This window comes from Pseudomonas sp. NPDC089758, from assembly GCF_044748705.1.
In the GTDB taxonomy this organism is placed as follows: domain Bacteria; phylum Pseudomonadota; class Gammaproteobacteria; order Pseudomonadales; family Pseudomonadaceae; genus Aquipseudomonas; species Aquipseudomonas putida_X.
On the sequence record NZ_JBIVGN010000008.1, the window covers coordinates 160,415 to 183,884 of the forward strand.

Annotated in this window: 28 protein-coding genes and 1 pseudogene; 16 read left to right on the plus strand and 13 right to left on the minus strand. The window is 61.6% G+C overall.

The window, feature by feature from the left end; genetic code table 11:
• Position 1: 1 nt before the first annotated feature.
• The 8 genes from ACIPZH_RS13575 (at position 2) to ACIPZH_RS13610 (ending at position 6,020) form a co-directional block, all read left to right on the plus strand.
• Entirely contained in the window at positions 2–1,321 is a 1,320-nt protein-coding gene (locus ACIPZH_RS13575) for an NTP/NDP exchange transporter (protein WP_400636461.1), read from the plus strand.
• 110 nt (positions 1,322–1,431) lie between these two features.
• Positions 1,432–1,650, plus strand: coding sequence for a general stress protein (locus ACIPZH_RS13580; protein ID WP_241803433.1), 219 nt, complete (start codon positions 1,432–1,434; stop codon positions 1,648–1,650).
• Positions 1,651–1,710: 60 nt separating this feature from the next.
• Entirely contained in the window at positions 1,711–1,908 is a 198-nt protein-coding gene (locus ACIPZH_RS13585) for a hypothetical protein (protein ID WP_400636463.1), read from the plus strand.
• An 18-nt stretch (positions 1,909–1,926) separates the two neighbouring features.
• Positions 1,927–3,258 carry an iron-containing redox enzyme family protein gene (locus ACIPZH_RS13590; RefSeq protein ID WP_400636464.1) on the plus strand — a complete coding sequence of 444 codons (1,332 nt, stop codon included), beginning with the start codon at positions 1,927–1,929 and terminating at the stop codon, positions 3,256–3,258.
• Positions 3,258–4,211, plus strand: a complete 954-nt coding sequence (locus ACIPZH_RS13595; RefSeq protein WP_400636466.1) for a methyltransferase — start codon at positions 3,258–3,260, stop codon at positions 4,209–4,211. The genes ACIPZH_RS13590 and ACIPZH_RS13595 overlap by 1 nt, the downstream gene beginning before the upstream one ends.
• 99 nt (positions 4,212–4,310) lie before the next feature.
• Positions 4,311–4,901, plus strand: a complete 591-nt coding sequence (locus ACIPZH_RS13600) for a 5'-methylthioadenosine/S-adenosylhomocysteine nucleosidase (RefSeq protein ID WP_241803429.1) — start codon at positions 4,311–4,313, stop codon at positions 4,899–4,901.
• Positions 4,902–5,023: 122 nt separating this feature from the next.
• Entirely contained in the window at positions 5,024–5,161 is a 138-nt protein-coding gene (locus ACIPZH_RS13605) for a PSPA7_2676 family Cys-rich small protein (protein ID WP_241803428.1), read from the plus strand.
• A gap of 10 nt (positions 5,162–5,171) precedes the next feature.
• A complete protein-coding gene (locus ACIPZH_RS13610) occupies positions 5,172–6,020 on the plus strand; it encodes a Ku protein (protein WP_267815965.1) in 849 nt (282 codons plus the stop codon).
• Positions 6,021–6,124: 104 nt separating this feature from the next.
• On the opposite strand, the gene ACIPZH_RS13615 is transcribed toward ACIPZH_RS13610, so the two are convergent.
• Genes ACIPZH_RS13615 through ligD form a run of 5 tightly spaced genes read right to left on the minus strand, consistent with a single transcriptional unit; the run spans position 6,125 to position 11,690 of the window.
• Positions 6,125–6,790: a glycosyltransferase gene (locus tag ACIPZH_RS13615; RefSeq protein ID WP_400636467.1), complete on the minus strand. Its 666-nt coding sequence runs from the start codon at positions 6,788–6,790 to the stop codon at positions 6,125–6,127.
• On the minus strand, positions 6,787–7,386 hold the full coding sequence (locus ACIPZH_RS13620) for a class I SAM-dependent methyltransferase (RefSeq protein WP_349975355.1): 600 nt from the start codon (positions 7,384–7,386) through the stop codon (positions 6,787–6,789). Before ACIPZH_RS13620 ends, ACIPZH_RS13615 begins: the two co-directional genes overlap by 4 nt.
• A 10-nt stretch (positions 7,387–7,396) precedes the next feature.
• On the minus strand, positions 7,397–8,152 hold the full coding sequence (locus ACIPZH_RS13625; RefSeq protein WP_267815961.1) for a PIG-L deacetylase family protein: 756 nt from the start codon (positions 8,150–8,152) through the stop codon (positions 7,397–7,399).
• Entirely contained in the window at positions 8,149–9,195 is a 1,047-nt protein-coding gene (locus tag ACIPZH_RS13630; protein ID WP_400636469.1) for an acyl-CoA dehydrogenase, read from the minus strand. Before ACIPZH_RS13630 ends, ACIPZH_RS13625 begins: the two co-directional genes overlap by 4 nt.
• On the minus strand, positions 9,192–11,690 hold the full coding sequence (gene ligD / locus ACIPZH_RS13635) for a DNA ligase D (protein ID WP_400636470.1): 2,499 nt from the start codon (positions 11,688–11,690) through the stop codon (positions 9,192–9,194). The genes ACIPZH_RS13630 and ligD overlap by 4 nt, the downstream gene beginning before the upstream one ends.
• 151 nt (positions 11,691–11,841) lie before the next feature.
• On the opposite strand from ligD, the gene ACIPZH_RS13640 reads away from it, so the two are divergent.
• Both ACIPZH_RS13640 and ACIPZH_RS13645 read left to right on the plus strand, forming a co-directional pair.
• Positions 11,842–12,294 (plus strand): phosphotransferase system, HPr-related protein, encoded by a 453-nt coding sequence (locus ACIPZH_RS13640; protein ID WP_400636471.1) that lies wholly within the window; start codon positions 11,842–11,844, stop codon positions 12,292–12,294.
• A gap of 2 nt (positions 12,295–12,296) precedes the next feature.
• Complete coding sequence (locus ACIPZH_RS13645) at positions 12,297–12,527, plus strand: metallothionein (RefSeq protein ID WP_400636472.1); 231 nt, start codon at positions 12,297–12,299, stop codon at positions 12,525–12,527.
• Positions 12,528–12,610: 83 nt separating this feature from the next.
• Here the strand turns inward: ACIPZH_RS13645 and ACIPZH_RS13650 are convergent, their stop codons facing one another.
• From ACIPZH_RS13650 to ACIPZH_RS13670, 5 genes are read right to left on the minus strand one after another with little or no spacing between them, the layout of a single operon-like run.
• Positions 12,611–13,039 carry a hypothetical protein gene (locus tag ACIPZH_RS13650; protein WP_400636473.1) on the minus strand — a complete coding sequence of 143 codons (429 nt, stop codon included), beginning with the start codon at positions 13,037–13,039 and terminating at the stop codon, positions 12,611–12,613.
• A gap of 29 nt (positions 13,040–13,068) precedes the next feature.
• Positions 13,069–14,028: a lysylphosphatidylglycerol synthase domain-containing protein gene (locus ACIPZH_RS13655; protein WP_267815949.1), complete on the minus strand. Its 960-nt coding sequence runs from the start codon at positions 14,026–14,028 to the stop codon at positions 13,069–13,071.
• Positions 14,028–15,230: a cardiolipin synthase ClsB gene (gene clsB / locus ACIPZH_RS13660; RefSeq protein WP_400636474.1), complete on the minus strand. Its 1,203-nt coding sequence runs from the start codon at positions 15,228–15,230 to the stop codon at positions 14,028–14,030. Before clsB ends, ACIPZH_RS13655 begins: the two co-directional genes overlap by 1 nt.
• The gene (locus ACIPZH_RS13665) at positions 15,227–16,012 is read right to left on the minus strand and encodes an endonuclease/exonuclease/phosphatase family protein (RefSeq protein ID WP_241803417.1); all 786 of its coding nucleotides are present in this window, start codon (positions 16,010–16,012) and stop codon (positions 15,227–15,229) included. The genes clsB and ACIPZH_RS13665 overlap by 4 nt, the downstream gene beginning before the upstream one ends.
• Positions 16,009–16,926, minus strand: a complete 918-nt coding sequence (locus ACIPZH_RS13670) for a DUF72 domain-containing protein (protein WP_400636476.1) — start codon at positions 16,924–16,926, stop codon at positions 16,009–16,011. Before ACIPZH_RS13670 ends, ACIPZH_RS13665 begins: the two co-directional genes overlap by 4 nt.
• A 208-nt stretch (positions 16,927–17,134) precedes the next feature.
• On the opposite strand from ACIPZH_RS13670, the gene ACIPZH_RS13675 reads away from it, so the two are divergent.
• The 3 genes from ACIPZH_RS13675 (at position 17,135) to ACIPZH_RS13685 (ending at position 18,603) form a co-directional block, all read left to right on the plus strand.
• Positions 17,135–17,686: an ATP-dependent Clp protease proteolytic subunit gene (locus tag ACIPZH_RS13675; protein ID WP_241803415.1), complete on the plus strand. Its 552-nt coding sequence runs from the start codon at positions 17,135–17,137 to the stop codon at positions 17,684–17,686.
• Positions 17,687–17,856: 170 nt separating this feature from the next.
• A complete protein-coding gene (locus ACIPZH_RS13680; protein WP_046786214.1) occupies positions 17,857–18,069 on the plus strand; it encodes a general stress protein in 213 nt (70 codons plus the stop codon).
• Positions 18,070–18,333: 264 nt separating this feature from the next.
• Complete coding sequence (locus tag ACIPZH_RS13685) at positions 18,334–18,603, plus strand: DUF6555 family protein (RefSeq protein ID WP_241803414.1); 270 nt, start codon at positions 18,334–18,336, stop codon at positions 18,601–18,603.
• A gap of 35 nt (positions 18,604–18,638) precedes the next feature.
• On the opposite strand, the gene ACIPZH_RS13690 is transcribed toward ACIPZH_RS13685, so the two are convergent.
• On the minus strand, positions 18,639–18,809 hold the full coding sequence (locus ACIPZH_RS13690) for a hypothetical protein (protein WP_400636478.1): 171 nt from the start codon (positions 18,807–18,809) through the stop codon (positions 18,639–18,641).
• A gap of 152 nt (positions 18,810–18,961) precedes the next feature.
• Complete coding sequence (locus ACIPZH_RS13695) at positions 18,962–19,831, minus strand: LysR family transcriptional regulator (RefSeq protein ID WP_400636479.1); 870 nt, start codon at positions 19,829–19,831, stop codon at positions 18,962–18,964.
• Between the two features lie 147 nt (positions 19,832–19,978).
• Between ACIPZH_RS13695 and ACIPZH_RS13700 the strand changes: the two genes are divergently transcribed.
• The 3 genes from ACIPZH_RS13700 to catA are packed head-to-tail and all read left to right on the plus strand — an operon-like array spanning position 19,979 to position 22,402.
• The gene (locus tag ACIPZH_RS13700; RefSeq protein WP_400636481.1) at positions 19,979–21,100 is read left to right on the plus strand and encodes a muconate cycloisomerase family protein; all 1,122 of its coding nucleotides are present in this window, start codon (positions 19,979–19,981) and stop codon (positions 21,098–21,100) included.
• 23 nt (positions 21,101–21,123) lie between these two features.
• On the plus strand, positions 21,124–21,414 hold the full coding sequence (catC, locus tag ACIPZH_RS13705) for a muconolactone Delta-isomerase (RefSeq protein WP_400636482.1): 291 nt from the start codon (positions 21,124–21,126) through the stop codon (positions 21,412–21,414).
• 52 nt (positions 21,415–21,466) lie between these two features.
• Positions 21,467–22,402, plus strand: coding sequence for a catechol 1,2-dioxygenase (catA, locus tag ACIPZH_RS13710; protein WP_400636484.1), 936 nt, complete (start codon positions 21,467–21,469; stop codon positions 22,400–22,402).
• A 525-nt stretch (positions 22,403–22,927) separates the two neighbouring features.
• Here catA and ACIPZH_RS13715 read toward each other — a convergent pair.
• Positions 22,928–23,368: pseudogene (locus ACIPZH_RS13715) on the minus strand (SDR family oxidoreductase); the annotation flags it as partial.
• Positions 23,369–23,470: the final 102 nt, after the last annotated feature.

Consider the following 23,470-nt stretch of genomic DNA (forward strand, 5'->3'; position numbering starts at 1 on the left):
CATGACCGGCTGGCGCAAACGCCTGGACCACGGGCTGAATATCCAGCCTGGCGAAGGCCCGGCCGTGATCGGCGGTCTGGCCCTGTTCTACCTGCTGTTCACCGGGTATTTCATGCTGCGGCCGGTGCGCGAGACCATGGGCGTGGCGGGAGGTGTCGACAACCTGCAATGGCTGTTCACCGGCACCTTCATCGCTACGCTCACCTGCCTGCCGCTGTTCGGCTGGCTGGCCTCCAGGGTACGCAGACGGCACATCCTGCCTTGGACCTACGGCTTCTTCACGGCCAACCTGTTGCTGTTTGCCATGTTGTTTGCTCGCCAGCCAGATGACCTGTGGACCGCACGGGCCTTTTACATCTGGCTGTCGGTATTCAACCTGCTGACAATCTCACTGGCCTGGAGCGTGCTGACCGATCTGTTTTCCACAGAGCAGAGCAAGCGCCTGTTCGGGCTGCTGGCAGCGGGGGCCAGCCTGGGTGGGCTGAGCGGACCGGTACTGGGTACGCTGCTGGTTGCCCCGCTGGGGCATGCCGGGCTGGTGTTGCTGGCCGCTTTGTTCTTGCTGGGCAGCATCGCTTCCGCCGTCTATCTGCAACGCTGGCGGGATCGCCAACCACTGCCTGTGCAGAACCAACAACCCGCGTCGCGGCCACTGGGCGGTAACCCATTTGCCGGTGCGACGGCTGTACTGCGTTCGCCGTACCTCTTGGGCATTGCCCTGTTCGTGGTGCTGTTGGCCAGTGTCAGTACTTTCTTGTATTTCGAGCAGGCGCGAATCGTCAGCGAAACCTTCACCGACCGTACACGCCAGACGCAGGTGTTCGGCCTGATCGATACAGTGGTTCAAGCCCTGGCCATCCTCACCCAAGTGTTCATCACCGGTCGGCTGGCCAAACGCATGGGGGTAGGGGTGTTGCTGGTGGCAGTGCCGTTGGTGATGGCGGCAGGCTTCGTCTGGCTGGCCCTGGCACCGGCATTTGCGGTGTTCGTGGTGGTGATGGTGGTTCGCCGCGCAGGCGAATACGCCCTGGTCCGGCCGGGGCGGGAGATGCTGTTCACGGTGTTGCCCGCCGAGGACAAGTACAAAGCCAAGAACTTCATCGACACCGTGGTTTACCGAGGGGGCGATGCGTTGAGTGGGTGGGTCAAGCGTGCACTGGATGTGCTGGGCGACCATCCGCAACTGGCCATGATGATTGGGGCAGCGATTGCCCTGGGCTGGGGCCTCACCGGTGGGTGGCTGGGGCGGCGGCAGCGCACGCTGGATGCCCACGGCACACAACCGGCTGGCGCGCAAAATACATCACCGCCGGTTATTTAACGCCGCCGGTCCGAACGCCCGGCAATAAAACGAATCCCTCGCTATCGCCAAACTCCGAACCTATGTACGGCGCTTGCCGTGCATCCAGAAGTCACATGAGGTTTCAGACCATGGCAAATAAAGACAACAGCCGCACCGGCAGCCAGGGCGGCCAGGGTGGCACCAAGAACCCCGGCAACTTCGCCAACGACCGGCAAAAAGCCTCCGAAGCTGGCCGCAAGGGCGGGCAGTCCTCAGGCTCAGGCATGGCCCACGACCGTGAGTCGGGCCGCAAGGATGCCGATATGCACAAAGACCGCGAGTCGGGCCAGAAAGGCGGCCGCTCGTAAGTGACGAGAGCGCGGTGCCGGACGCTTCGGCACCGCGTTTGGTTAGAAAGAGGACGTCCCATGCGCACCACAGCCATCATCATTGCCTTGAGCAGCCTGACGCTGCTCGGCGGTTGTTTCGATCGTGACTCCGATCACGCGGCGGAGGATGCCGACCACAGCAAACCTTCGCTGCAAATGCAGCAGCCCGATGACAAGCCTGCGCCACAACCTGCACCTGGCCCTGAGCCGATGCCACGCGAAGGCCAGAGCCAATAGTCGACAAAGGAGCGAGGCATGACGGTTCTGACGCGCAGCAACCCCTCCAAGGCGCCGGCGCCAACCGCACAGCCGCTGAGCAGCCGCTACCATGCGTTTTTATCCGGTGATTACACCACTGCACGTCAGTGGCTCGCTGAGCAGTTTGCGAAGGCGAGCGCCATGGCCGATGACCTGCCGGACACGCCTGATCAGTTGCAGGCATGGAGCGCGCGTCACGCCGCACAGGTTGCAGCGGAACACGCCGCCTACCTGGCCCAGCGCCGTGAAGGCGCGCCTCGGCGGTATTTTGCCAACCGCGCCCACGCATTGTGGTTCCTGCAACAGGTTGCACCGACCAAGGTCGTCGATGGCGCCTGGCTTCATGGGGCCCTGCGCCACTGGCAAGACCCGCGCTACCACGGCCTGATCCGCACCTACCTCGAGGAGTTGGGCGACGGCGATCCGCATTGCAATCATGTGCTGATCTATCAGCGGTTGCTGGGCAGGCTCGGCTGCCTGGAGGGCTTGCCTCTGGAGGACGAGCGCTATTTGCAAGGGGCCGTGCAATTGGCGCTGGGCAGCTGTGTGGAATGGTTCCTGCCCGAAATCATTGGGTACAACCTGGGTTATGAGCAACCGCCTCTACATTTGCTCATCACCACCCACGAACTGGCTGAGCTGGGCATCGACGGCCATTATTTCCAGCTCCACGTCACGATCGACAATGCTGCCAGTGGCCATTCCAGCAAGGCCATTCAGGCGGTTCAGCAACTGTGCCCGGCACAGGATGCCGAGGTGTTCTACCGCCGAGTCAGGCACGGCTACCGCCTCAATGATCTAGGCACTGACACGCCGACGCTGATCAGCACCTTCGACCTTGAAGCCCAATTGCTGGCTGCGTTGGAGCGCAAGCGCGTGTTCGGGCAGTTCATGCACGCTGACCGTTGCCGACTGCAGCAGCGCACGGTCAACCAATGGCTTAGTGAACCCTCGGCGCTACCGGGATTCTTGCAAGCGCTCGTGGCGCAGGGTTGGATCAAACGCGGGCAGAACCCAGCCGACAGCCGCTGGTGGTCGCTGATCGATGGCCCGGGCGCGCCGATGTTCGGGGTGTTCAATGCCTACGAAAAGCAGTTGTGGCATGACTGGATTGCCGGCGACTGGCAAAGCACTGTGCGCCGCGTGCCGCCGGGTAGTTGGGAAGCTGCCTTGCACCAGCAGCCCAATGGCGAACAACGCCACGAAGTGATTGATATCGAGACCTTGATAGAGCGCATGGCAGGCAATCAGCACGCCCTGCCGCAGGGGCTTGCCGCCACTCGGGCGTACCTGCGTGCTACAGGCCTTGGCGAGGAGGGACCGCACTGATGACGCTTGACCCGCAACAAACCCGCGCCGATGAAGCCCTGCTTCAACTCGGCCGGCGCCTGCGCGCTGACGGTTACCGGTTCACCTGTGTGACGCCAGCCACCCATGGCTACAACAATGCCCGCGCCGGCGCAGAGCGGGCCGCCAACCTGCGTGACGTGTTTGGTTGGAGCCGCCCATTCCCAGCAACATTGATCAGCGCCGATGAGCTGGACCAGCTCAGTACCGCGCACGTGCTGTACGAGGACGGTGACCTGCTGCGCAGCCGGGTACGTTGGTCCAGCCTCGATGATCTGCTGCTAGTGCACTCTGCCTACCCGACCGAGGCCGCTGATGCGGTGTTCTTCGGCCCCGACAGCTATCGCTTCGCCCAGGTCATCCATGACCATCTACAACGCAGCCCGGTACGGGTCGAACACGCGGTGGACATTGGCTGCGGCAGCGGCATCGGTGCCTTGCTGATCGCGCGCGCGGCGCAACATGCCCAGGTCAGCGCTGTGGACATCAACCCCCTGGCACTGCGGTACACCGCGATCAATGCGGCGCTGGCGGGGGTGAGCAATGTATCCATTGCCCACAGTGACCTGCTTGCGGGCATCAGTGGCCATTTCGACCTGATCGTGGCCAACCCACCCTACATGCTCGATGACGGCCAGCGTACGTATCGCCACGGTGGCGGTTCTCTGGGCGCCGACCTGTCGTTGCGCATCATCGAGCAGGGGTGCGAGCGTCTGAGCCCTGGCGGGTCATTGCTGCTGTACACCGGCGTGGCGATTGTCGAAGGCCGTGATCCTCTGCTCGAGGCTATTCGCCTGCGCCTGGCGGGGCCTGAATGGGCCTGGGTCTACCGTGAGGTCGACCCGGACGTATTCGGCGAACAATTGCTCCAGCCAGGTTATGAGCATGTCGAGCGCATCGCTGCCGTGGCGCTGACGGTCAACCGCAGTGCGTGACGCGCTAGTGCGCCTTGCCACCACTGCGGGGCTTGCAATCAGTTAGCGTTCACCGACAATGGCAGCGCCCTTAGCTAGCCATTCGGAACGCCCTGCGCCATGATGCTGACCCAGCAATTTCCCGCCATTACCTTGGCCGATACCCTGTTCGTATTTGCCCTTGAGGCGGAAGCCGGCAGCGTATTCGCTGACGTCCATACCGTGTTCACCGGCATCGGCAAAGTCAATGCTGCCATCGCCCTGACCAAGGCAATTGAGCGCCAGCGGCCCAAACTGATCGTCAACCTTGGGTCGGCAGGCAGCCAGCGGTACGGCAAGGGGGAGGTGGTGTGCTGCACGCGCTTCGTGCAACGCGACATGGATGTGACTGCGCTGGGCTTCGCCCGCTACCAGACGCCGCTGTCGGACGTGCCGGTGCTGCTTGAACATGGCCACGCGATAGAGGGGCTGCCACTGGGCACTTGTGGCAGCGGCGACAGCTTTGAGGTCAGCCACGGTGATGCCCCGTACGACATCGTCGACATGGAAGCCTACGTGTTAGCGCTGATCGCCCGTAATGAAGGCATTCCGTTCGTGTGCCTGAAATACATTTCCGATGATGCCGGCAGCGATGCGGCCCAGGACTGGTCCGTGCAGGTGCATCTGGCAGCCGCGGCGTTCAAGCGTGTGCTGTTCAACAGCGAAACCTGATCAGGCATGACGGCCAATCCAGTGTCGGTAGCAAAGCCATAGGGCACTTGGGCTAAACCTTCCGCCCGCCGCGCAGTCATTTCAGGTAAGTGCCCGACATTTGCGGGCCAAGGAGGTGGCTGATGACCTTTGTCTGCCTACTGCGTGGCTGCCATTGGCGTGCCATGGTCAAACCCGAAGTGCCCGGGCTGCAGTGCCAGCTTTGCGAGCGTTGTGGTGCGCTGCGCTACTGCCAGCCCGGTCATCCCCTGCAACCCTAGGAGGCACGTCATGGCCAGGGCAATCTGGAAAGGTGCGATCAGTTTCGGCCTGGTGCATATCCCGGTATCACTGAACACGGCGGTGCGCACCGAGCGCGTGGACTTCGACTGGCTGGACAAGCGCAGCATGGAGCCGGTCGGCTACAAACGGATCAATAAGGTAACCGGCAAGGAAATCGACAAGGACAACATCGTCAAGGGCGTGGAATACGAAAAAGGCCGCTATGTCGTGATCAGCGAAGAAGAGATCCGCAAGGCGCGCCCAGAAGCGACCCAGACGATCGATATCTTTTCGTTCGTGGCTGCCAGCGAAATACCGCTGCAGCAGTTCGATACGCCGTACTACCTGAGCCCGGACCGCCGCGGCGGCAAAGTCTACGCCTTGCTGCGCGAAACACTGCAGAGCACTGGCAAGGTGGCGCTGGCCACCGTGGTGTTGCACACACGTCAACACCTGGCATTGCTGCGGCCGCTGGATGACGCGTTGGTGATGATCACCTTGCGCTGGCCGGAAGAAGTACGTGGGCTGGATACGCTGGAGCTGGACAAGAGCGTGACCGACACCAAGCTCGACAAGCGCGAACTGGCCATGGCCAAGCGCCTGGTCGAGGACATGAGCGGTTCGTGGGCCCCGGATGACTACCATGATGCGTTTCGCCAGACCATCATGGACCTGGTGGAAGAGAAGGCCAGCAAAGGCAAGATCAGTGTGGTGGACAAGGGCGAGGGGGGCGAAGCCGAAAAAAGCGCCGATATCATCGACCTTACCGAACTGCTCAAGCGCAGCCTCGGCGGCAAAGCTGCGAAAAAAGCACCTGCCGAAAAGAAACCTGCCAAGCGTACGCGTAAAGCTTCATGAAGGCTTGGGCGGGTTGCCTGCCTTGTTAGCACAGCATCATTCAGATAGAGCGCCATCCACGCGGCGCTCTATCTGAAGAATTCCGAAGAGCATGGTCCAGCTGATCAACCGCCCAAACGCACCTGCAGCCCTGCCAGAAAATCCCCAAACCCTTCACGCGCCCGGCTGTCCCTTCGGCTGCTGGTCGCAACACTGTGCTTGGCTGTCCAGACGATCTGCGCGCCGCTGGCCTCCAGGTCGCGGACCAGCTGCACGTCCTCGTGCGCCGCCAGCGGTTGAAAGCCGCCCACACGTTCATAAGCGCGGGCACAGACCCCCAGGTTGGCCCCATGAATATGCCGGTGGCCTTCACAGGCCTGATACCCGCTGCGGTACAGCTTGCGCAGCGCCGCACGCTGCCACGGCTGCCAGTGTTCGATATGTACCGTGCCGCAGACCACCTCGGCAGTGCACGCCAGTTGCCACAGCAGCCAGTGCGAGGGCACTTGGCTATCGGCATCGGTACAGGCCAGCCACTGGGCGCCGCGCTCCAGCATCAGGGCCGCGCCAAGCCGGCGGGCCATGCCGACACTGCCAGCTTCCACCGCCAGCGTGCGTACACCGAAGCGCGCGGCCACCGCCGCACTGGCATCACGGCAACGGTCCAGCACCACCAACACTTCAACCTGATGCCCTGCCTGCTCGGCCAAGGCTACCGCCGATGCCATGGCCTTAAGGCAGCGCCCCAGCCGTCGCGCTTCGTTATGGGCAGGAATGACGACGGCAATCATGAGCATGTCTCGTCCAGGTCGACCACGCTGGGCTCGGCTGACCAGTATTCCAGCAAAAAGTCCGCCTCTTCATGGCGAAACACCGGGTACAACGGTACATGCTTGGCCAACAGCTGGTGCACCTCACGCCCATCCTGGGGGCAGCCTGCGATCGGATGGCGCCAGTGACAGGCCAGCAGGCCACCGTCATAGGTCAGGCTCGCAACCGACTGCTCGATCACCTGCAACCAGTCGGTAGGGTTCAGGTAGTAACCCACTTCGCTGAGCACGATCAGGTCGAAGCTGCCGCCCGGCCAGTCCGCCGGCAAGCGGCCAGCGACGACTGAAGCATTGGGCAACCCCGCCAGGCGCTGGCGGGCCAGGGCAACTGCAGTAGGGTCAAGGTCCTGGCACAGCAGCTCGGCACAGCGATCGGCCAGCGCTGCGCTCAGCTCGCCATTGGCACAGGCGGGTTCGAAGACCCGTTGGTAGCACTGGCGCGGCAGGCTGGCCATCAGCAGGTCACGCTTGCGGCGTTCGTACCAACGGGTGCGAAACGCCCAGGGGTCGTCATTGCTGGAATACAGGTCGGCGAAATATTGCGCATCGATACTCATGACAACTCCTTCACAGGAATACCAGTTCGAAGGGTTGCAGCATGCAATCGAGCAGGTCGGCAGGCAGCACCGGCGCCCGCCCTTGGTCGGGCTCCAGCTGGCTGTGATACGCCGCCAAGGCCTGACGCTTGCGCGCAACCCGTGTTTCGTCCAGCTCGATGCGATGTGCCCGTTGCCAGGGTAGGCGCGGGTCGTCAGGCTGTGCCCAATGCCAGGCCCACACAGGCACCTCCACCAGTTGCACCTGGCGCGCGAGGGCAGCCTGCGCTGCCGCCCGGCCAAGCGCTTCGTGGTCGCAGTGGCCGTCGCCGCGCCAGGTAGTCATCAGCACATCATCGGGCTTGAGCAGTTGGTTAAGGTGATTGACCAGGAACGCTTCGTCGCGTGACAGCGCGCCGTCCTTGAGGTGCAGGCGCCGCCAGTCCAGCCGGTTGAGGTCCAAGTCCAGCTGCTGCAGGGCGTGCCGGCTTTCAAGTGGCCGTTGACGGCGCAGGCGGTGCTCGGTCCAGGTCGCCGATTCTGGGTGGCTTCCTTCACCATCGGTGACGGAGATCAGCAACACGTCCTGTTCGCGGCCGTGCAGCCCGGCCAACAGTCCACCGGCCATGAGGATCTCATCATCGGGGTGGGGCGCCAGCAGTACCAAGCGCCGGCCTGCGGGTAGTAATTGCTCCGGCGTGATCCAGCTCGCCCGCGCCAGGTGTGCAGACTGCTGCCACTCGGCCCACGGCCTGCCTTCACTGGCCTTGATCAGGTTCTCACTCATAGTTGCCAGGCTCCTGCCGGCACCAGGGCCAGCTGTTGGCCAAGTGCGGCCAGGTCACGTTCTGCATGGCTTTGGCGCAGAAAGACCGGGAGGTCGGCGCTCAGCCGTGCAAAGTGGCTACTGCGGCAGAACGGCGTTGCGCCCAGCGCACGCCCCACATGGTGGATCACCTGCTCTACAGCCTGCTCTACCTGGGCACGCACGCGGCGCACCTCGAAGCTGGCGTCGGCGCTGGGCTGGCGGTCTATCCATGTGGCGCATTCGCGCAGTGCCGCACGGGCACCGTACAACGCGGCATCCACTGCCCCCAGGTGTGCCTGGGCGTGGGGATCCGAGTTTGGCTTGCAGCAACGCTCACGCAAGTAATCGGCCAGCGCCTGCGCCGCGCCGTACCAGCAGGCGGCGATGCCCGCACCGCCGTGCCAGAAACCGGGGCGCGACAGGTACTGCCCGGGTTGGCCTACGGCGATCCCGGGCGCATCCTCGAAGGTGATTTCAATGCTGGCGGTCGTCGCCATGCCCACCGCTTGCCAATGATCGACCTGCACCCCCTGGCTGGGATGGGCCAGTTCGATCGCCACCAACTGCGGCTGGTCGTCATCCTCGGCCCAGGCCGTGATCAGCGCGCGGTCTATCTGCAAGGCACCTGAGCACCAGGCCTTGCTACCGGCAAGGCGCACCTGGTCGCCGTCACGACCGATGATCCGAGCCCGCGCATCAGGGGGCTCGGCGGCCCACACACCCCATATTGCGTTGCCCGCCAGGTGTGCGGCGCCGCATTCGGCAAGGATCGCCAGTGCGTCGGTATGGCCTTCGTACACTTTGGCCAGCGCCAGGTCGCAACCGGCAATGCGTGCCAGCGTCTGCCAGCGCTGCAAGGTATGCCCTTGGCCCGGCAGCGGCAGTTGGTCGAGATGGTCCGCCTTTAGCGCCTGCATCAGTTGCGACAGCTTGTTGTCCAGGTTCAAAGGCTGCGCGCGCTCGCTGAACGTACGCAGCAGGCTATCGAGGGTGTTCAGGTCAACATCCTGAGTGATGCTCATGTCATTCCCATCTGTTTGCGCATGCGCGCTGTGATCGACTGTCGGGTCTTGCCCATGTCCGCCCAAGGGTCATCGACCTCGGCCAAGCGTTCGTGCAGGTTGCCGATATGCCACTGGTTGGCGCCTTTGAGCTGGGCAAGTTCCTCGCGCCAGATCGGCACAGACACCGGTAAGCCTTCCCGGGCCCGCAGGGAGTAGGCGCAGGCTGTGGTGGCGCCTTTACCGTTGCGCAGGTAATCGATGAAGATCCGCCCGACCCGGTTCTTCGGCCCGGACACTGCGCTCAGCCGGTCGGGGAACAGCTTGGCCAGATAACTGACGATGGCATGGCTGAAGTCTTTCACCTCATCCCAGCCCGCACGGCGGGTCAACGGCACTACAAGGTGCATGCCTTTGCCGCCGCTGGTCTTTAGGAACACCTTCAGGCCCAGTTCGTCGAGCAGGGTGAGGGCCAGCTGAGTGGCTTCGATCATGGCCTTCCAGGGCAGTGCCGGGTCCGGATCGAGGTCGAGCACGAAGCGGTCGGGCTTGTCGAAGTCCTTATCGGCGGCATTCCAGGTGTGCAACTCGAGCATGTTCATCTGCACGGCGCCCAGTAGCGTGTCAGCGCGGTTGATGACCATCGCCGCCTGGCCGGCCTCGGCTTTGTCGTAACTGAGCACATTGGCGATATGCAGCTGGTCGGCGTTTTTCTGGAAGAACAGTTCGCCGTTGAGGCCCTCTGGCGCCCGTACCAGCGCGACCGGCCGGTCCTTGAGCTGCGGGAGAATCCACTGGCTGACGCCGGCGTAGTATTCGGCAACCTGGCGCTTGGTTGCGCCAATGCTGGCGTCGATGATCCGGTCCGGATGCGTCAGGCGCAGGTCGCCCAAGTCTTCTGGCGCTTTGCTACGCCTGGTTTTGGGCAGGGTCTTGGCTGGCATGGCGCGCTCCAGGTCGATGGCGCTGGCAGGTTTGTCGTCGCGCAGCCCGTGGAAAACCGAATGCCGTACTACGCCGTCGCGCGTCATTTGCGCGTACGCGACCTCGGCCATCAGTTCTGGCTTGAGCCAGTGAACACCCCGAGCCTCCGCCCCGGTGGGTGGCCGGGGCAGGGCTGGCTTGCGGATCTCCAAAGGCTTGAGGCGAGCATGGATACTCTCGAGCGTGGTGGCGCTGAAGCCGGTACCGACTTTTCCGGCATAACGGAGCTCGCCGCTGTCTGGGTCATGAAGGGCGAGCAACAGGGCACCGAAGCCGCTGCGGCTCCCCTTCGGATCCGTGAACCCAACGATGACGAACTCCTGGCGCTGCTTGCACTTGAGCTTGATCCAGTCCGCGCTGCGCCGCCCTGTGTAGGGGCTGCCGGCGCGCTTGCCGATCAACCCTTCGAGTTCAAGGCGGCAGGCGCTGTCGAGCAGCGACTCGACCGGCTGCTCGAAGTCGGCGGAAAATTGCAGAACATCGGACTGATCATGCTCAAGCAGTTCGCTCAAAGCTTTGCGCCGGTCTTCCAGAGGCAACGCGCGCAGGTCTTGGCCACCCAGGAAGGGCAGGTCGAACAGGTAGTAGACGATCTGCTCGTCGCGCTCGGTATCGAAGGCATTCTGCAATGCCTGGAAGTCGGCCACGCCGTTCTCGCCGTTGACCACCATCTCGCCGTCCAGCCAAGCGCTGTCCAGGCCCAAAGCACGCAGCGCAGCCACCTGCCGGGGCATTTTGTGGCTCCAGTCGTGGCCGTTACGGGTGAACAGGCGCACGTCTTCGCCTTCGATACGGGCGAGCACACGATAGCCGTCGAACTTGACCTCATAGCGCCAGTCGCCAGCGGGAGGTGAATCGACCAGGGTCGCAAGCTGCGGTTGCAGTTGCCCGGGCAAGGCTGTTTTCTTGCCAGCGCCGCTTGGTTTGCGCTTGGGCGCCTTCGCAGGTTTGGCGCCAGGACTTTCCCGCGGCACGAGCGTTCGATCGCTGATCACGCTGTCAGGCTGCGCTTCGACGATGCTGTAGTCGGCCTCGCTGCGTGCCTGTGCATCGGCGGACTTGACCAGCATCCACTGCTCTTTCTTGCCTGAAAGACGGGTGCGGAACAGGTTCCACACGCCACCGAGCTTTTCACCCTTCAAGCGAAAGCGCAGCTTGCCCTTGCTGTAGGCTTGGTCCGCGTCGCCTTCTGGCTCCCAAATGCCACGGTCCCAGACGATCACATCGCCGGCGCCATAGTGCCCCTGGGGGATATTGCCTTCGAAATCGGCGTAATCGAGTGGGTGATCCTCTACATGCACCGCCAGGCGCCGAACCTTGGGGTCCAGGGAGGGCCCTTTGGGGATGGCCCAGCTTTTCAGGGTACCGTTCAGTTCGAGACGGAAGTCGTAGTGCAGGTGGCTGGCGTCGTGCTTCTGAATGCAGAACTGCAGGGCCTGGTGACGTTTTGCACGGCCGCGCTTGCCACTGGGTTCGGGCGAGGCATTGAAGTCGCGCTTGCGCTCATATTCCTGCAGGGGCTTGGCCTTCATCTAAGGCTCCCAGGGGTGGCTGTCTCTCATTTGGGAGGCAGCGGGCAGGGCGGGAGTTCAAAAAATCGATTGCCCGCGGGCGGGCAAAAAACTCTGAATTTTCCAGGCCCACTCGCAGTCGACCGAACACACCCCCTGATGGAGAGCCCAAATGAGCCGACCCGATGATCGCCAGCCTTACACCCCCAGCGAAATCGATGACACCGAGGACCGCATGGGCAGCGTGCACGAGCTGGACTTCAGTGACCGCCCGGAGGGGCGTATAGGGGATGAACGCCCAGCCGCTGAAGTGGCGAAGGACTTCCCGGCGCGGCGCGTCGCTGAAGGCGGCATGACCGGCGGTGAGACACTGACCGACAGCGTGCATGAAGACAACGTCACCGACGACGACCTGAGCCCTGGCACCCTGCTGGATGAGACTGGCGCGCGCGACCTCTACGAGCTTGGTGATGACGAAGGCCCGGCAGACCAGAACCTGCGTGAAGTCGATGCGCAGGAGATCGGTGGTGGCATTGGCCTGGATGAAGCCGAGTTGGCACGGTCCGCGCCGCTGGACGGTGAACCTTGGACTGATGAAGTGGTTGATGACGAGCCGAGGAACTGACCATGAATGAGCGACGATGTGCCTGTGGGAACTGTTCGTGCATGGTGGACGAGAATGCCCGCATGCAGAACGAAAAGGCCTACTGCTGTGAAGCCTGTGCGTCCGGGCACCGGAACGGTGAACCGTGCCGCATGAGTGATTGCAAATGTGGTGAAGCGGCTCAGCCCAATGAAAGCAAGGTTGACAATGCCTTGGATGAAACTTTCCCGGCCAGCGACCCGATTTCCCCGTGACGGCTTCAATAGCTAGATAACTGCTGTAGCACACGCCCCAGGGCTGGCCATACCAGCTGCTGGGGCTCAGTTATGCCCGACCGTCAATGCGTTTGCCAGATCCCGTTATTACGCTCGCAATCGGCACGGGCCTGCCCAAGGCTGGGGGTGTCGTAGTAGTACGTCATCACCCTGGCTTCCTTGGGCAGCGCCGGGCTTGTGGAGGGCGCGTCACGCCCTGCCGATTTCGGGTTGGCGAGGGTTTCCTGGGTCAACGGTGCGATGCAGCTACCGACACTGCCATCGGCGCAGCGCGGCACCTTGCGCTTCTCGGTGCTGAGCATCTCTTTGCTTTCATTGCTGCACGACCAATTGATCGCTTCAGCCGGCATGTCGCTGAAGCTGTAGCAGGTCCGTCCCTCAACGGGCTTGACCGCTTCGCTGGAGGAACGCGTTATCACTTCGCACGCTTCAGCCAGCACTTCTGTGCTGGCCAGGCTGCCCAGCACCACCATCAGCAGGGATAAACGCATGTGCCACCTCCCGGGCTCAGGGCCCGTGGTCAAGTCTTGCGTAGGGTCGCTTCACCGCGTTGGCGCATGGCGCGGGCGCGTTTTTCCAGTACCAGGTAGGTGATCACCGCCAGCAGCAGCGGGATCAGGTAGTAGAGGGTACGGTAGCCCAGCAATGCTGCCACCAGGCTGCCCTGGCCCAGTTGGCCGTGCAGCAGCGCCAGGAACACGGCTTCGAGCACACCCAGCCCGGCGGGAATATGGGCGACAACGCCAGCCACGCAGCTGATCAGCAAGATGCCGAGTATCGAGGGGTAGAACAGGTCACCGGGCAGCAGCCAGTAAATCAGTGCGGCCATCAATGCCCAGTTGCTGGCACCCAGCGCCACTTGGCACAGCGCCAGGCGCATCGAGGGCAGGGTGATTTCATGGTCGCGCACACGCCATGTACGACGCTTGGCAAAACCGCAGGCCAGCAGATAGGCCAGCGCCACAGCCAGCAGCAGAAAACCGATCAACTGCAGCCCGGTCACACCCACCGCCCAGCTGTCCGGCAACTTGACCAGGCGCAAGGCGAACACCGTGCCGGCCAACAGCATGTAGCCCATCCAGTTGGTCAGCAGCCCCAGGGTCAGGATTTTGGTGATGGTGCCGGTGTCCAGGCCCAACCGCCCATACAGCCGATAACGCAAGGCAACGCCGCCGACCCAGGTCGTGAAGTTGAGGTTGAAGGCATAGCAGACGAAGGCCACCGGCAGCACCTGCCGCGCCGGCAGGTGGTGGCCGGTATAGGCGCGTGCCAGCAGGTCGTAGCTGGCGAATGTGAGGTAACTGCACACCGCCAGACCCAAGCCGATAATCAAGGTGCTGGGCTTGTAGTCGACCAGGGACTGGCGAACCTCGTTCCAGTCAAGGTTGCGCGCCAGCATGTACAGCAGCGCCGGAATCAGCACGATGAACAACAGGGTCAGCAGGCGCTTGCCCCAGATATGCCAGTCTTTGTGCTTCATCAGGTATTGCCCTCGTGCAGGTCGCCCTGGGCCTGGACTTCAGGCTGGACAGATTTCAGGCGTTGCCGGTGTGCCGGGAACCAGCCGGCAATGCGCGGGAAGTAGCGGGTGAGGTGGAAGCCGATGAAGATCAGCGGCGCCCGCCACCAGTAGCCACGGATCATCCGCTCCAGGGTCACCGCCTTGCAGTGGTCGCTGGCGAGCGAGGTCAGGTGTTGGTAAAGGTGCTGGTTGAATGCCCGATCACGTATCAGCAGGTTGGCCTCGAGGTTGAACGACAGGCTCAACGGGTCAAGGTTGCTGGAGCCTACCGTCGACCATTCATCGTCCACCAACGCGACTTTGCCATGAAGGGGGCGTTGGCAGTACTCGTGTATGCGTACGCCGTCACGCAGCAGGTAGTTGTACAGCAGCCGCGACAGCGCGCGGACCCAGCGCATGTCCGGCTGGCCCTGGAGGATCAGGGTGACCTGTACACCGCGGCGCGCTGCATTGCGCAATTCACGCAACAGGCGGTAACCGGGAAAGAAGTAGGCATTGGCAACCACGATGCGTTGACGTGCCGCGCGCACGGCTTGCAGGTAGCAGGCCTCGATATCGCTGCGGTGGCGCGTGTTGTCCCGTTCGACCAGCACAGCGCTGATTTGGCCAGCGGGCTGGGTAAGCGGGCGCACCTGGCTAGGCGGTTCAAGCACCGGGGCCATCAGCTGGCGGCTGGAAGCGTGTAGCTGCGCCACCACCGGCCCGCGCACTTCCACCGCATAATCCTGCTTGGCCATCGGCCCATAATCGCCAAGGTGATCGGCGCTGTAGTTGATTCCGCCAATGAACGCCAGCTCGCCATCGATAACGACGATCTTGCGGTGCAGGCGCCGGAACAAGTTGGTCCGCATGCCGGCCACCCGCGGTTGCGGGTCGAATGCGTGAAACCGCACACCTGCTTCTGTCATGGCCGCAATGAACGCATCCGGCAGGTCGGCTGTGCCGTAACCGTCCACCGCCAGCTCCACCCGTACGCCGCGGCGCGCCGCCTCGATCAGCACCCGCTGCAGCTGTTGGCCGACCTTGTCGTCGAAGATGATGAACGTTTCCAGCAGAATCTCTTCGCGCGCCTGGGCCATCGCTTCGAACACACGCGGGTAATAGCCTTCCCCATTGATCAACAGCTCGACACTGTTGCCCTCTACCCAAGGTTTGTTCACAGATCGATCTCCGCAGCCAACGGTGCATGGTCAGACAAGTGTGACCAGGGATAATGAGACAGCACTTGCGCCTTGCTTGGTTTGGCATTGCGCAAGTAGATACGGTCCAGCCGCAGCAGCGGCAAGCGCGCCGGAAAGCTGCGGGCAGGGCTACCGAAGTGCTCTCCGAACGCTTCCACGAGGCGTTGCGAGAGCACGGCATCGGCCTTGAGGCGCCAGTCGTTGAAGTCCCCGGCGACAATCACAGGTGCGTCGGCAGGCAAGCTGTCGAGCAAGTCGAGCAGCAGGCTGACCTGGCGCTGGCGGTGGGCTTCACGCAACCCCAGATGCACGCACACGGCATGAACCGAATCGTGGCCTGGCACGTCCAGGCGGCAGTGCAGCAGGCCGCGCTGTTCGTTGCCATGGATCGATACATCGAGGTTGTGGTGCTCGGCGATTGGGAATTTGGACAGCAGCGCGTTGCCATGGTCACCATGCGGGTAAACGGCGTTGCGGCCATAAGCGAACTGCGGCCACATGCTGTCTGCGAGAAATTCGTACTGCGGGGTGTCGGGCCACTCGGCATGGCGCAGGGCATGGTGCTCATGGCTGCCGTGGACTTCCTGCAGGAACACAAGATCGGCATCGGTGGCGCGCACCGCCTCGCGCAATTCGGGCAGGATGAAACGCCGGTTGAGCGCGGTGAAGCCTTTGTGCACGTTGATCGTCAGTACATTGAGACGATGCACCGTGGTGATCCTGTCGATGACGCTGGTGGGTGTAGGCAATGTCTTGTTCACAGTTCCACCTGCGGTGTGACACCCGGTTCTGTCACCAAGTGGCCATTGAGATCCATCTTGTCCAGAAGGCGGCGTGCATCGTAAGGGGCATGTACCTTCTGGTCGTTGTCGAAGTAGCAGTAGACATCCCGTGAAGCACGCCGGGGTGGCGGCTGATCGACGATCAGGTGGGCATCATCCGGCTGCTCGCCGCGGCTCCAGCATTCGATACGCTGCTTCCAACGGCGCAAGGCGCGGGCGGTGTAGCCGCTGCTGTATAGCTCGACATCGCCATGCAGGCGCAGGTACACGAAGTCGGCGGTCACGTCTTCGACGTAAGGCCACTTGCCCGCGCTGTCGGCGACTACGAGCGCCACCCGGTACTTGCGCAGCAACTGCACGAACGTCTCGCACAGAAAGCTCTCATTTCGAATTTCCACCGCGTGACGCAGGCGGGTATTGCCGTCGATGGGGCTGCCGCCATTGTGCTGTAAACGTTCTGCACAGTTGCGGGCGAAGGCGTTCGCCGCCTGGTGGTCGTGAGGCAGCAGCGCCAGGAAACGCTCGAAGCGGTCCGCATCAAATGTCATGTTCGGCGGGAACTGCCACAAAATCGGCCCAAGCTTGTCGCCCAGCGATAGAAGGCCAGATGCAAAGAAGTTGGCCAGCGGCTGTTCGATGTCCTTCAGGCGCCGCCCGTGGGTGATATAGCGGGGCCCTTTGACTGAAAAGACGAAGTCGTCCGGCGTATCGTCCCGCCAGCGCTCATAACGTTCCGGGGTCTGCAGGCTATAGAACGACCCGTTGATCTCTATGCTGTTAACGGCGCGCGAGGCAAAAGCCAATTCATCATCCTGCCGCAGGCCATTGGGGTAGAAGTCCTTGCGCCAGGGGCCATAGCGCCATCCGGATATGCCGATGCGGATCTCGCTCACACTGTGGTCCTCATTGCTGTCCCATTATTAGCGACACGCAGCGACCGCAAACGGTTCAGGATGGTTGACCAGTGGCGATCTGGCCCGCGCCAGGGAACTTTGCACCCGCTCACGTTTCCACCGCAAACCAGGCCTGAAGAATACCTTGCGCTGGCGCAAAGGGAGGCCTGTTCACCCTACGGGAATGACCCCCACATTGGAGGTAAGCATGGCCCGACACATCATTCACTTCACCGGCCCGATCAACTCGTCCACCTGTGGCAACCTGATCAGCACCTGCTCCAAAGTGATGCACCAGGGTGGCGATGTGCTTCAGTTGAACATCGCTACGATGGGCGGCGAATGCAGCTATGGGTTTACCTTGTACAACTTCCTGCGCGCCTTGCCGGTACCCGTGCACACGCACAACCTCGGCACCGTGGAATCGATGGGCAACATCCTGTTTCTGGCGGGCGAGCGCCGTACTGCCTGCGCGATGAGCAAGTTCCTGTTTCACCCGTTTCACTGGACTTTACACGGTGCGGTCGACCACGCGCGTATGGCCGAATACGCGATGAGCTTGGATTACGATTTGCGGCTGTATGCCCAGATTGTCGCGGAAAGAACCGCAGGCAGTGCCGAAACGCTGGACGTTCAGCGCTACCTGATGGCTTACCCGCGGATACTGGACCCACAGGAGGCACTCGATAGCGGCCTGATTCATGCCGTCGATGAAATGCCAATCGATTCGCAGGTGACCCAGTGGAGTGTGCATGCCTGACACCCGGAGCACGGGCAAATAGGCTGTACGCAAACATTTTCCCGGGCGGTGTTTCGTGCCACCGGTCAGCTGTCCACGATCGAATTGAGCATTCCTGTGCGTCGACGGTTCGGAAAAGGGGCATGGCAGAGATTCATGCGTCCCACCATCCCATCGCAAGGAGAAATGGCATGGCTCGTGATCAAGAGCGTACTGGACAACGTGGCGGCACCAAGGAAACCAACCCGGGCAACTTTGCCAATGACCGTGAACGGGCTTCCCGTGCAGGCCAGAAGGGCGGGCAGGCGTCGGGTGGCAACTTTGCCAATGACAGAGAGCGCGCCTCGCAAGCTGGCCGCAAGGGCGGGCAGAACAGCCATGGCGGGGGGCGCCAGCCGAATTGAAAGGTCGCCGTCGTCGAGGCCCGTCGGTACGTCCAGAGGCCTCGACCTCTGGACGCGCAGGGACACTCACGCATCCGCGCATGGCCCCTCGTTCGATGACCAGCGGGGCGCTACCACTAGGGGATCCTGCTACCTGGCGATGCACCTAACCCGCTGCTTTTCGAGGTGGTGCGGGAGAAAAATTGTTGGACAATTATTTTGAATCTTTCCCGATGGGCATCACTCAATGAATGAGTCATCCATGGAGAAGAGGAGGGCCCCGTGATGCCTAATCCCCAGCTGTATATCATTGACTACCAACTGCATGGCCAGCCACGCAGTTTCATCATCCGCATGGAGCGGATGGATAACACCGAAGCCTGGCATTGGGCCAGTTGTGATGCGGGTATTGGCATCATTCCTAAGTTCGGCCGCGAAAAAATCAAGAAAGTCAGTAAACCCATGGCTGAACGCTATGGCATTACCGCAGTGAGTTGGCGGCTGTCTGGGGGTAAACCCAACCAGCCGGTCAGTGACTCTGCAATTAGCAGTTGAGGGAAACGGAGCGGGTTCTCGCCCGCTCCCTAGTGTCAGGCGCCTGATTCGGGGTCGCTTGCTGGTACGCCTGGATGCTGCTCTTCATCGTCGGTGACATTCGGGTCAGCATCTGGGTCGTCCACGCGGTCGTCAGGCTGGTCCGGATCTAGTTCAGGCCAGTCATCTTGGGCATTACCGCCCCCCATTTTCATTAGTGGGTTCATCACGGTTCTCCTTGGCGTCAGATGCACTTTGGAGTGCGATCGAGCGACAGATGATCAGCCGGCGTAATGGGAAAACCGACAGATGGATCACGATCGCAGCACGGTTTTTATCGGCCGACTTTGCCCGAATTGCCAGGTGGGGCAGGGTGTCATTAATTGATGGTCGAGATGATTGCCAGGCAACGCTGAACGATCGGGCTGATGTCACTGGCTCGGCGACTGAGGATGATTGGAGAGACGGCTTGGCTTTCTTCCAGCCGTGCGTAGGTCAAGTCGGCGCGGTGCTGCTGCTGGACCGAGGCGGGGACAAGGGTAATGCCAAGCCCTGCCGCCACCAGACCCAGGGCGGTCTGCAACTCGTTGGCCCATTGGGATACCTGTATGCCCATGCCATGGTTGGCGAATAGCGCCAGTACATGGTCGGCGTAACTGGGCCGAGGGTTGGCTGGGTAGAGTACGAAGCGTTCCTTCGACAGACGTTCCAGCGTTATCGGTTGGCCTATCAAGTGGTGCCCAACGGGTAACACCGCGACCAGTGGGTCTTCACGCAACACCTCCTGATGGATAGCCGGGTCGTCGAAATGAATCCGGCCAAACCCTATATCGATGCGGCCGCTCTTGAGCGCCTCGATCTGCTGCAACGTGGTCATCTCCTGCAGCCCCAGCTCCAGGTCTGCATCGCGCCGAAGTTCTCGAATCAGTTCCGGCAGCACGGCATACAGGGTTGACGGGGCGAATCCTATGCCCAGCCATTGGCGTTGACCTCGGCCTATGCGCCGGGTGTTTTCGCATAGCTGCTCAAGCTGTTTGAGCAACGTGTCGCTCTGCTCATAAAAAAAACGGCCGGCCTCGGTCAACTGCAACGGCCGACTGCGCTCCAGCAATGCGGTGCCCAAATGCTCTTCCAATTGTTGAATTTGCCGACTCAGCGGCGGCTGGGCGATATGCAGGCGTTCTGCTGCGCGGGTGAAATTCAGGGTCTGCGCAACGGCCTGGAAATAACGAATATGCCTGAGCTCCACAATACCTCCCAGGTATGGTGCGAGATGGAAACAATATTGGACTCAACGAATGTCGAAGGTCGATCCTAAGGTACACGAAACAAGATCCTATGGGTATTGAAGCCTTGTTGGCGATCCTTACCTCTACCTTGCGAGATGGAACCTGAAATGACAGCAGCCCGGATCGAGCGCCTTGAGACGATCATTGTCGACCTGCCGACCATTCGGCCACACAAATTGGCGATGCATACCATGCGCGGCCAAACCTTGGTCATTCTGCGCTTGATGTGCAGCGATGGCATCGAGGGTATCGGGGAGGCCACCACCATTGGTGGGCTCGCCTATGGCAACGAAAGCCCGGAGAGCATCAAAAGTAACCTGGACAGCTACTTCGCGCCTTTGCTGATCGGCCAGGACGCGGAGAACATCAATGCGGCAATGCAGCGCCTGGACAAAGCCATCAAGGGCAACACATTTGCCCGTTCTGCAGTGGAAACGGCGTTGCTCGATGCCCAAGGCAAGCGCCTGGGGCTACCGGTCAGCGAGTTGCTGGGCGGCCGGGTGCGTGACGCGCTGGAAGTGGCCTGGACCCTTGCCAGTGGTGACACCGGCAAGGACATCGAAGAAGCCGAGCGTATGCTCGAACAACGTCGCCACCGCATCTTCAAACTCAAGATTGGTGCCAACGCCCTGGAGCATGACCTTGCCCATGTGGTGGCCATCAAGAAAGCCTTGGGCGACCGCGCCAGCGTCCGTGTCGACGTCAACCAATACTGGAGCGAGTCTCAGGCCATCAAAGGCTGCCAGGTGCTGGGTGAAAACGGTATCGACTTGATCGAACAGCCGATTTCGCGGATCAACCGGGGAGGGCAGGTGCGCCTGAATCAGCGCAGCCCTGCGCCCATCATGGCGGACGAATCCATCGAAAGTGTCGAGGACGCTTTCAGCCTGGCGGCCGATGGTGCTGCCAGCATCTTCGCGCTGAAGATTGCCAAGAATGGCGGCCCCCGCGCGGTGCTGCGCACGGCCCAGATCGCCCAGGCAGCCGGCATTGCACTGTATGGCGGGACCATGCTGGAAGGGGCTGTGGGCACCCTGGCATCGGCACATGCGTTCATCATCCTGGATCAGCTGCAATGGCACACAGAGCTGTTCGGCCCGCTGCTGCTCACCGAAGAAATCGTGACCCAAGCGCCGGTGTACCGCGACTTCCAGCTACACGTTCCTGCCACGCCGGGCCTGGGGCTGACGCTCGATGAAGAGCGCCTGGCCAGATTCCGCCGTACTTGAAACCTTTATAGGAGATTGGGCAAATGCTGTTTCACGTAAAGATGACTGTAAAGCTGCCAGTGGATATGGACCCGCAAGTGGCTGCCCGCTTGAAGGCTGATGAAAAGGAACTGGCCCAGCGCCTGCAGCGTGAGGGGAAATGGCGTCACCTGTGGCGCATCGCCGGCCACTACGCCAATTTCAGTGTGTTCGATGTGGACAGTGTCGACGCGCTGCACGACACCCTCATGCAACTGCCTCTATTCCCCTACATGGACATCGAAGTGACCGGCCTGTGCCGCCATCCTTCGTCGATTCATGAAGATGATCGCTGAGCGTCGCCACGCTCGCTGTTGTGAATCATAAGAACAAGATGAGGATCCCATCATGACTGTCAAAATTTCCCAAACCGCCGACCTGCAGGCGTTCTTCAAAGAAGCTGCCGGACTGGACAACGACCAGGGTAGCCCTCGGGTCAAGCAGATCCTGCTGCGCATCCTGCAGGACAGCGCACGCCTGATCGAAGACCTCGAGATCACCGATGACGAATTCTGGCGCGCCATCGATTACCTCAACCGCCTGGGTGGCCGTGGAGAGGCCGCGCTGCTGATCGCCGGCCTGGGCCTCGAGCATTTCCTGGACTTGCTCAACGACGCCCGGGACGCACAGGTCGGCCACACCGGCGGCACCCCGCGTACCATCGAGGGGCCTTTGTACGTTGCCGGGGCCCCGCTGTGCGAGGGCGAGGCACGCATGGATGATGGTACGGAGGACGGCGTTGCCACCACGTTGTTTATCGAGGGCCAGGTCGTCGACCTGCTAGGCAAGCCGATCGCCGGGGCAATTGTGGACCTGTGGCAAGCCAATACCAAAGGCAACTACTCGTACTTCGACAAGTCGCAGTCGGCGTTCAATCTGCGCCGCCGCATCGTGACCGATGCCGAAGGCCGTTACCGTGCCCGCAGTATCGTGCCCTCGGGGTATGGGTGTGACCCGCAGGGGCCGACTCAGGAGTGCCTTGACTTGCTCGGGCGTCATGGGCAGCGACCCGCGCACATCCACTACTTCATCTCGGCACCGGGCTACCGCCATCTGACGACGCAAATCAACCTGTCAGGGGATAAGTACCTGTGGGATGACTTTGCCTATGCCACACGCGAAGGGCTCGTCGGCGAAGTGAAGTTCATCGAAGACGCTGGCTTGGCGGCCAAACGAGGGGTGGAAGGGCGTTTTGCCGAGTTGTGCTTTGACTTCCAAATGCAGCCTGCGGTTGAGACGGGTGAAGAACAACGGAGCTTGAGGCCGCGGGCGCTGCAGGTTTGAAGCAGAGCGGGGTGTCGGTCTTTGGCCGAAGATCCAGGATTGGTCATTGCCCAAAGGGATTCGATTGTGAGTTGAAGTTGATAGCCGGGCAGGGGGCGTTGGCGCTCCCCGAGAGGCTTACGAGTCGTTTGACATAGAGGGGGAAATCGCCTTGATAGAAGCAATTTTAATCAAGGCGGTACCACCATTAACACGTAGTTGGGGCCAGGGCGATCATGGTCAATCGAATATAACTAAACTAAATGAATATTTAGTTTAGCCGTCCATAAAATGTTGCTTGCGATGAAGCAACAGAAGCCCAATTTGCGCCGCCCAGGGCGGTGCGATCCAATACACCAGGCTGCCAGCACTGTGACCGCCATCGCTGGCCATTCCAGCAGCTCAACCCAATTTTCCATCAAACCATTCCAGACCGTTTCCATAAACCTTGAGCCATCTTCAAACGGTCAATCCGCTTGTAGTAATCCGGATTCTCTCGGATTTGGAGTTCACTCTGGAGGACTGGGTTCCGCATACGATATGGCAGGTGATAGGTATCCGCCGTGTCCAGATCGGGCCGGGTGCGACGCTGTTGACCCGTATGACTTGCATGCCCTGCAGCTGAGCGAGGCGGGCTGTGAAATTGGCAATGGTGCCTTGGTCGCGGCTTAGGCCAACAGGCTGAGTGAGGGGCGTTGGAGTTGACCGAGCTGGTGTTGCATCGACCCGCCTTTGGGCATCGACGGCAACGCGCGCTGGCAGATCCGGAAAATGGCGGTGATGTTGGTAGCGAAGGTCTTTACCCATTCATCATCGTCAATCCCGTCCAGGCCCTCGTGAGCCTTTGGAACGCGGCGTTGTGACGAGCTTATCGATGCGACCGAACTGCGCCACAGTTTTGTCGACAGTGTCGTAGCCCTGCTGCTTTTGCGCCAAGTCGCAGAGCAGTAGAAGGCACTGCCGGCAAGCAGCCTCCACCCAACGCGCCGGCACATTTGTCTTGAGAAATTCATCCTAGGCCACAAAAGCTGCTCTTCTGAACCTTTGAGGCATTGACGACTCAACCGAGCATTGACGAGAGAGGGCTCG

Bases quoted from the DNA above. Each gene is read 5' to 3' on its own strand.
- ACIPZH_RS13575 (WP_400636461.1), top strand. From the start codon at position 2: ATGACCGGCTGGCGCAAACGCCTGGACCACGGGCTGAATATCCAGCCT.
- ACIPZH_RS13580 (WP_241803433.1), top strand. From the start codon at position 1,432: ATGGCAAATAAAGACAACAGCCGCACCGGCAGCCAGGGCGGCCAGGGT.
- ACIPZH_RS13585 (WP_400636463.1), top strand. From the start codon at position 1,711: ATGCGCACCACAGCCATCATCATTGCCTTGAGCAGCCTGACGCTGCTC.
- ACIPZH_RS13590 (WP_400636464.1), top strand. From the start codon at position 1,927: ATGACGGTTCTGACGCGCAGCAACCCCTCCAAGGCGCCGGCGCCAACC.
- ACIPZH_RS13595 (WP_400636466.1), top strand. From the start codon at position 3,258: ATGACGCTTGACCCGCAACAAACCCGCGCCGATGAAGCCCTGCTTCAA.
- ACIPZH_RS13600 (WP_241803429.1), top strand. From the start codon at position 4,311: ATGATGCTGACCCAGCAATTTCCCGCCATTACCTTGGCCGATACCCTG.
- ACIPZH_RS13605 (WP_241803428.1), top strand. From the start codon at position 5,024: ATGACCTTTGTCTGCCTACTGCGTGGCTGCCATTGGCGTGCCATGGTC.
- ACIPZH_RS13610 (WP_267815965.1), top strand. From the start codon at position 5,172: ATGGCCAGGGCAATCTGGAAAGGTGCGATCAGTTTCGGCCTGGTGCAT.
- ACIPZH_RS13615 (WP_400636467.1), bottom strand. From the start codon at position 6,790: ATGATTGCCGTCGTCATTCCTGCCCATAACGAAGCGCGACGGCTGGGG.
- ACIPZH_RS13620 (WP_349975355.1), bottom strand. From the start codon at position 7,386: ATGAGTATCGATGCGCAATATTTCGCCGACCTGTATTCCAGCAATGAC.
- ACIPZH_RS13625 (WP_267815961.1), bottom strand. From the start codon at position 8,152: ATGAGTGAGAACCTGATCAAGGCCAGTGAAGGCAGGCCGTGGGCCGAG.
- ACIPZH_RS13630 (WP_400636469.1), bottom strand. From the start codon at position 9,195: ATGAGCATCACTCAGGATGTTGACCTGAACACCCTCGATAGCCTGCTG.
- ligD (WP_400636470.1), bottom strand. From the start codon at position 11,690: ATGAAGGCCAAGCCCCTGCAGGAATATGAGCGCAAGCGCGACTTCAAT.
- ACIPZH_RS13640 (WP_400636471.1), top strand. From the start codon at position 11,842: ATGAGCCGACCCGATGATCGCCAGCCTTACACCCCCAGCGAAATCGAT.
- ACIPZH_RS13645 (WP_400636472.1), top strand. From the start codon at position 12,297: ATGAATGAGCGACGATGTGCCTGTGGGAACTGTTCGTGCATGGTGGAC.
- ACIPZH_RS13650 (WP_400636473.1), bottom strand. From the start codon at position 13,039: ATGCGTTTATCCCTGCTGATGGTGGTGCTGGGCAGCCTGGCCAGCACA.
- ACIPZH_RS13655 (WP_267815949.1), bottom strand. From the start codon at position 14,028: ATGAAGCACAAAGACTGGCATATCTGGGGCAAGCGCCTGCTGACCCTG.
- ACIPZH_RS13675 (WP_241803415.1), top strand. From the start codon at position 17,135: ATGGCCCGACACATCATTCACTTCACCGGCCCGATCAACTCGTCCACC.
- ACIPZH_RS13680 (WP_046786214.1), top strand. From the start codon at position 17,857: ATGGCTCGTGATCAAGAGCGTACTGGACAACGTGGCGGCACCAAGGAA.
- ACIPZH_RS13685 (WP_241803414.1), top strand. From the start codon at position 18,334: ATGCCTAATCCCCAGCTGTATATCATTGACTACCAACTGCATGGCCAG.
- ACIPZH_RS13690 (WP_400636478.1), bottom strand. From the start codon at position 18,809: ATGAACCCACTAATGAAAATGGGGGGCGGTAATGCCCAAGATGACTGG.
- ACIPZH_RS13700 (WP_400636481.1), top strand. From the start codon at position 19,979: ATGACAGCAGCCCGGATCGAGCGCCTTGAGACGATCATTGTCGACCTG.
- catC (WP_400636482.1), top strand. From the start codon at position 21,124: ATGCTGTTTCACGTAAAGATGACTGTAAAGCTGCCAGTGGATATGGAC.
- catA (WP_400636484.1), top strand. From the start codon at position 21,467: ATGACTGTCAAAATTTCCCAAACCGCCGACCTGCAGGCGTTCTTCAAA.